Source organism: Candidatus Scalindua japonica (assembly GCF_002443295.1).
Lineage (GTDB): Bacteria > Planctomycetota > Brocadiia > Brocadiales > Scalinduaceae > Scalindua > Scalindua japonica.
This window is the reverse complement of the sequence record NZ_BAOS01000003.1, coordinates 185,515-192,077: the sequence shown is the minus strand read 5'-3', so window position 1 is coordinate 192,077 and position 6,563 is coordinate 185,515. Positions and strand designations below refer to the sequence as shown.

Below are 6,563 nucleotides of genomic sequence, written 5' to 3'. Positions count from 1 at the left end.
CTGCTTACGTTCAATAAACAGAGCGATATGGTTGCCAATACTTGACATCATATTAAGCAATTTATCATCCGGTCGCCGTATCTCTCGGCTAAAGAAACAGATTGTTCCAAGTACGACATTATCGATAGCAATTGGAAAACCGAAGGCTCCATGCAGTCCTTCTTTATCCGCAACAGATGCCCTTAGGAAATTTGAATCACGGGCAACATCTTCAATCCAAAGTGGCTTTGCGGTTTGCCATACCAGGCCTGGCAGTCCTTTTTGTGGTGAAAAGGTTGTGCGGCAGGTGATATCTTTAAATTCAGAAAAGTTTAAAGATGGTAGATGCCAGATTTCTGTATTACGTAAAATATATTGTTGCTTATCATATATCCAGACTTCTCCCAGATCCCACCCTAGTGCGATACAAACAACTTCAATTATTCTGGTAGATGCTTCTCTAATTGTATTAGATTCTGCCAATACTTTTGCAACCTCAAGTTGTGTTTTAAGATGACTTTGCACCAACTTGCGTTCTGTAATATCTTCTTTTAACTGAATGAAACCTGTTATGATACCATCGCAGTTCTTGATTGGTGAAATAGATTCTGATTCCCAATATATTTCACCATTCTTATTAAAATTGCAGAATTCTCCCTGCCATTCTTTACCAGATGTAATGGTTTTCCAAAGTTCTTTGTGTTCTTCAACATTCTCTTCAACTGTTTTTAAAACTATTGGGTTTTTCCCTTTGACTTCTTCTAAAGAATATCCAGTTACTTCAGTATATTTTCTATTAACATACTCAATATTATTTTTTGTATCTGTAATAACAACAGACACCGGGCTTTGTTCGACAGCGCGAGACAACTTACTAACCTGTTCATCTGCCTGCTTACGTTTGATAAATTGACCTACCTGACTACCAATTGCCTCCATCATATTAAGCAACTCTTTGTCTGGCTCTTCTGGTTTCTGACTAAAGAACTCGATAACCCCAAGTATTTCAGTATTGGCAATAATTGGAAAGGCAAAGGCGCCATGCAACCCTACTTTCGATGCGGCGGTTGCTCTTGGAAAATTTGATTCCACTACAACGTCGTTGATCCAGGCCGCTTTGCCATTTGACAATACACGTCCCGGCAAGCCAATTCCGGGTAAAAAACTAATTTCTTTAGTCTTTTTCTTAAATTCCGAAAATTGTAAGTCTGGAACGTGCCAGAGATACAAACAACGCAATACATAGTCATGTTCGTGTTGCAACCATAACGAACCAAAGTTCCAATCCAGCGCTTCACATATAACTTTTAAAATTCCTTGAAAAGCAACTTTTATTGTTCCTGACTCTGACAATATTTTTGTCACGGCATGCTGAGCAATAAGACGATTTTCAGATTTTTTACGCTCTGTAATAACTCTAATTATTCCTTCAATACGACATTGTTTACCTTTTTTATCTTTAACTAAATGAGATGAACATTCGGCGTAAAAACAATCACCGCTTTTATTCTTACATAAATACACAGTATTACTCAAGACACCATATTTCTCAAGCATCTCTAACTGCGTTCTTCCATCATCAATGTTTACATATATTTCATTTACCTTTGTCCCAATCATTTCTTCAGGTGATTTATAACCAAACATTTCAGCAGCTGTTTGATTAACCCAGGTAAATGCGCCTTCTTTACCAAGTTCACCTTGATATACACCTTCTTTTAATGATTCTAATAATAATCGATATCTCTTTTCAGATTCTTTTAAACTTCTGCCTGATTGATCCAGTTTTATCCTCATATAATTTAAAGAAGTTGCAAGGTACCCGAGTTCATCAGTCCGGTTAATGTTAATTTTATTTGTAAAGTCACCTGTTGCTATACTATTTGCACCTTTAACGAGTTGAAGAATAGCAGTTGAAAGATTATCTGAAATTGAAACTGCAATAATTGTGACTAATAAAGAAACAATTACTGTTAACAGAAAAATTTTATTACCTATCGCATATAATGGTACCAACACCTCCTTCATATCAATTTCAGATAGTATTACCCAGTTAACGTCTGCAATATTCAACGGCGCATACGAACTTAATACGGGAATGCCTCTATAATCATCTACTATTAACGTATCTGTATTCCCTTCCAAAGCACTTTTAACTGACTCTGTACGTATTTCCTGGAACATGATTGATGTTGAATGTAATTTAATTTGATTTATCACTTCTTTATCTGTGCCAGATTCTTCAAGTAATTCAAAGTACTTGCCAGGTTCTTCAATAAGAAACCGGGAATCATTTCGCATTTGTAATCTGAGCCAACGATATAAGTTTCACCGCTTTCTGCCAGGCCTTCCTTTTTCCAATTACCATTCCCTGTCATCACTCTATTTATTTTATTTATGGGCAACTGGAAGACCAGAACACCGATTCTTCTCTCTCCATCAAAGATGGGTGATGCAATAAATGACGCAGGGTCTGCGTAAGACGGATCAAAAAAATCAAAATCAACCAGTTTGACAAATTCCTTATCAGTTGCATACCGTACTTCTTTAAAAACCCCGGCAAGATTTGTCTCTTGATATGGCCCAGTCAGAAGGTTTGTGGCAAAATCAGCTTCTTTAAAAACGCTATAGACTATATGACCAGTCTGTTCGTCAATCAGAAAAATGTCGTAATAACCGAATCTTTTCTGATAATCACGAATTACAGGATGATACTTTGAGTGAACTTTACTGTATTGGCTTCCATCTGATGCAATTTCAAGATTGTCTTTAGAACCGGTTGGATTCAGATTATTTGCGATATAATGATACTGGAGGATTATTGCCTCATCATCTGACGGAAAATATTGCTCAATCGTTCTTCTCTCTTTTGTGTTTCGATTCAATCTCGCAAGGTACTCACCTCCATAATAATTACTTAAGTCTGATCTATATTGAAAAATCTTACTATCGTCATTTTTTTTCCCCTTTTTAACGTCACGAAAAGCTCTCTTGAATTGATTCATAGCATCGATAATCATATAATCACCAGATAACGATATAACATGATTTCTGACTTGATTGAAATATTCTTTAATCTGTTCTCTTTTAGTTGCATTAATTGCCGCAAGTTTATTCGAATACACTTTCTCTAATGTGTTTTTTGAATTTAGATAACATATCAATCCCGTAATATTGATCGAGAATATGCCAACCAAGAAAAATGATGTAATCAACTTTGTTTTTATACTAAGAGACTTGAACATGTTTTCAGTAACAAGGAACCTTATGTAACCGACAAATGATGTTGAACAAAAAGATACCAGATTAAATAACGATATTAATATCTTGATAATTTTTAATTTTATAAACATTTTTAACCATAACTGCGAATTTTACAAGATTGATTTCGCAAAATTGTTGCCAATTGTTAATTTCAAATATTTTTCTCAAAGACCATGATTAATAATCCATTAGCCAAAGCAATTAGAGTATATGCTTGCTTTATAACTCCTTATGAAAGAATGGGTTTTGAATAATAACACTTTTTGAATTTCATTTTATGCGTGGATATTCTCCTGTATTCATTCCGTCATGACGAGAATTTGCAGAAATTGCATTGTTATTTCTTGAAATTACACAGAATATTTCTAATAATTCTCAAAATTATGTATACAATTTAAACAATGCGTTAATTATTGAAACAATTTCTTTTAATATTAATTTGAAGAGAAGAATTGCTCAGAAGGGGCAAAGGAAGAAATGATAGAAGAACAACTATCTATCTAAAATAATGAGTAATGAGAAGAATGAAGAAATCGGACGATATTTTGGTATAAAGGGATCAACAGTAAGTGATGTGTTAAAGGGAGTAGAAGCAATGGCAGAAAAAGACAGAAAATTAAGGAAAGAAACTGAAACACTGAAATGGGCAGTTTATTATTGAATAATAAAGGTTTGACTCTATTTTGTTCCTAAAAGTTCTTGTACAGCGTCTACTAATTGCTGATAAACAAACGGTTTTTTCAGTACGGTGTCTGCTCCAAGTTGTTGTGCCATAGTAAGGTATTTACTGCCGCTGATGTACCCTCCGCCTGAGGTTGCCAACACCTTGATATTCGGATAATCCTGCTTTATTTCATGGATAGTTTCAACTCCTTCTTTCTCCGGCATTATCATGTCACATATTACTAGATCAATGCCGGATTCCTGGCTTAATAATTGTAACCCTTCTTTTCCATTGCTCGCTGTAATCAAATCGTAACCTTCTTGATTCAGCATGGTAGTAATCAATTTCAATATAGCTTTATCATCGTCAATGACCAATATACGCATTTCAATAATCCTCCATTAAATCACTTATCCAGAATTTCCCGAACGGTTTTAGCCAGTTCTTCCATCATAATCGGCTTCTTGATAATTTTTTTAATACCATACTCTCTTTGAGTATCCTTTGTAAGAGTGTCGCAGTAACCTGTTATAATTATGATCGGAAATCCCGGATGGAGCTTCTGTATCTTTTCTGACAAATCCAATCCGGTCATCTTCGGCATTGTTAAATCGGAAATCAGTAAATCATATTTGTCCGGCTGCTTATGAAAAGCTTTCAACGCTTCAATACTGATTTTGTAAATATCTACTTTATAGCCAAGACTTTCCAGCATCTGCTTCATAATCTTTGTAACATCTTCATTATCATCGACAACCAGAATAGATTCCTGCCCACACACAATCTCTGCCGTCTCTCTTTTCTCAGGTTCCAATTCATATTTGATGACAGGTAGAAAGATATGAAATGATGTACCTTTTCCCGGAGAACTGTATACATGAATGTCGCCATGATGACTATTCACAATGCCGTGAACCATTGACATCCCTAAACCTGTCCCCTTATCAACTGCTTTTGTAGTGAAGAATGGTTCAAAAATACGATTTTTAGTAGCTTTGTCCATACCAATTCCGGTATCAGTAACAGTTAAACGTATATATTCAGCCTCATTCAGGTTAAGATGATATTTCGCTGTTAAGCCGTCAATTTTGACCTGCTTCATATCGATAGTGAGCACACCGCCCTTTTCTTCCATCGCCTGTAAGGCATTGGTACAGAGATTCATAATGAGCTGATGCATTTGCGATGGGTCAGCCTGGATTTTTTCACAGGAATCGTCAAGTCGTTGACGAATTTCAATAGTCGTAGGGATGATAGGTTGCAGCAGATTAACCACCTCTTCAACAATTAGACCCAACGCTACTGGTTTCTGTTCTATTTTGGCTTTCTTACTGAACAATAAAATTTGCTTCACCATCTCTTCGGCCCGGTATACTGATTTTAAAATATGTTCCAGATTCTCATATAAAGGATCGGAGGAAGGCAGTTTTTTCAGCATAATATCAGCATAACCCTTAATTGGCGTCAGGATATTATTAAAATCATGGGCAATCCCTGCTGTTATTGTACCAAGGGATCTTAATTTCTCTGACTGTAAGAGTGTTTCCTGAATCTTCTTGCGTTCGGTGATCTCCTCGACAACGGAAACAAAGTAATGCGGTTCACCTCCAGGTTTTCGTACCAGTGACACCGATAGATTCACCCAGATAATGGAATTGTCTTTCCTGATGTAACGTTTTTCTATGTTATAGCTGGAAGCTTTCCCCTCAAGAACATTTCTTCGAGACTGTTCTTGTTTATGAATATCATCCGGATGAGTAATGTCCCAGAACGTACGTTCAAGTATTTCCAACTCTGTATATCCTATGATTTTACAAAAACACTTATTAGCTTTGAGAAATCTACCATTCCCGGCAACATGTATTATGCCTACGGCTGCCTGTTCAAAAATACTTCTAAATCGCACCTCACTCTCATACAACTTCTCTTCTGCCTGCTTGCGCTCTGTGATGTCTCTCGCGTAAATGCGCAAAACTTTAAACTCTGGTATAAGATATATATTCTCTTCAAATGTTAAACTCCCTATTTTTACATCACGGCATAAGTGTTTTCCATTTTTCTTATTAATACCTTTAAGGATCTCTTTTATATCTTTGTGGTAAAACAGGTTTGCGTCTTTTTTGAGACCTAATTTATCTATTATCTTGCAAGCTGCACTATTATAAAAAGTAACCATCCCGTAAAAATTTACCTCTAAAATAGGATCGGTATTCATCTGCGGAAAGGAGGCAAGATGTTCAATTTCTCTTTTTATCTGTATGCGTTCGGTACGATTCGATGCCTCTTGCATTTCCCGCTCAATTGCAGGAACAAGACGGGCAAGATTGTCTTTCATGAGGTAATCGTGCGCTCCCGCTTTCATCATTGCCACAGCAACATCTTCTCCAATTGCTCCGGAGATAATAATAAATGGAACATTACTCTTTTTTTCCTGAAGTAGTTTCAATGCCGCCGGTGCATTGAAAATAGGCATTGCATAATCTGAGATAACAACATCCCATCCCCCCTTATCGAGCGCAACTTCCATGTGTTCATACGTTTCCACTCGTTCAAAAGTTGGTTCAAATCCCCCGCGTCTTATTTCCTCGATAATCAATAACGTGTCGTCTTCTGAATCTTCTACTACCAATACATGAATTGACTTATTCATTCAAAC

General features: G+C 36.3%; 5 protein-coding genes. 1 reads left to right on the top strand and 4 read right to left on the bottom strand.

Annotated elements, in window-relative coordinates:
* Both SCALIN_RS02250 and SCALIN_RS02245 read right to left on the bottom strand, forming a co-directional pair.
* Nucleotides 1-2,280: PAS domain S-box protein (locus SCALIN_RS02250; protein ID WP_133111618.1), on the bottom strand; the 2,280-nt coding region annotated here is incomplete at its 3' end.
* Complete coding sequence (locus tag SCALIN_RS02245; protein ID WP_096892635.1) at nt 2,196-3,332, bottom strand: hypothetical protein; 1,137 nt, start codon at nt 3,330-3,332, stop codon at nt 2,196-2,198. The genes SCALIN_RS02250 and SCALIN_RS02245, both read right to left, overlap by 85 nt.
* A gap of 419 nt (nt 3,333-3,751) precedes the next feature.
* Between SCALIN_RS02245 and SCALIN_RS21905 the strand changes: the two genes are divergently transcribed.
* Nucleotides 3,752-3,904, top strand: coding sequence for a hypothetical protein (locus SCALIN_RS21905; protein ID WP_162532111.1), 153 nt, complete (start codon nt 3,752-3,754; stop codon nt 3,902-3,904).
* Nucleotides 3,905-3,921: 17 nt separating this feature from the next.
* On the opposite strand, the gene SCALIN_RS02240 is transcribed toward SCALIN_RS21905, so the two are convergent.
* Both SCALIN_RS02240 and SCALIN_RS02235 read right to left on the bottom strand, forming a co-directional pair.
* Complete coding sequence (locus tag SCALIN_RS02240; RefSeq protein ID WP_096892634.1) at nt 3,922-4,293, bottom strand: response regulator; 372 nt, start codon at nt 4,291-4,293, stop codon at nt 3,922-3,924.
* 20 nt (nt 4,294-4,313) lie between these two features.
* A complete protein-coding gene (locus SCALIN_RS02235) occupies nt 4,314-6,557 on the bottom strand; it encodes a hybrid sensor histidine kinase/response regulator (protein ID WP_096892633.1) in 2,244 nt (747 codons plus the stop codon).
* Nucleotides 6,558-6,563 lie beyond the last annotated feature (6 nt).

Coding starts and splice junctions, on each gene's coding strand:
- SCALIN_RS02240 (WP_096892634.1), bottom strand. CDS start 4,293: ATGCGTATATTGGTCATTGACGATGATAAAGCTATATTGAAATTGATT.
- SCALIN_RS02235 (WP_096892633.1), bottom strand. CDS start 6,557: ATGAATAAGTCAATTCATGTATTGGTAGTAGAAGATTCAGAAGACGAC.
- SCALIN_RS02245 (WP_096892635.1), bottom strand. CDS start 3,332: ATGTTTATAAAATTAAAAATTATCAAGATATTAATATCGTTATTTAAT.
- SCALIN_RS21905 (WP_162532111.1), top strand. CDS start 3,752: ATGAGTAATGAGAAGAATGAAGAAATCGGACGATATTTTGGTATAAAG.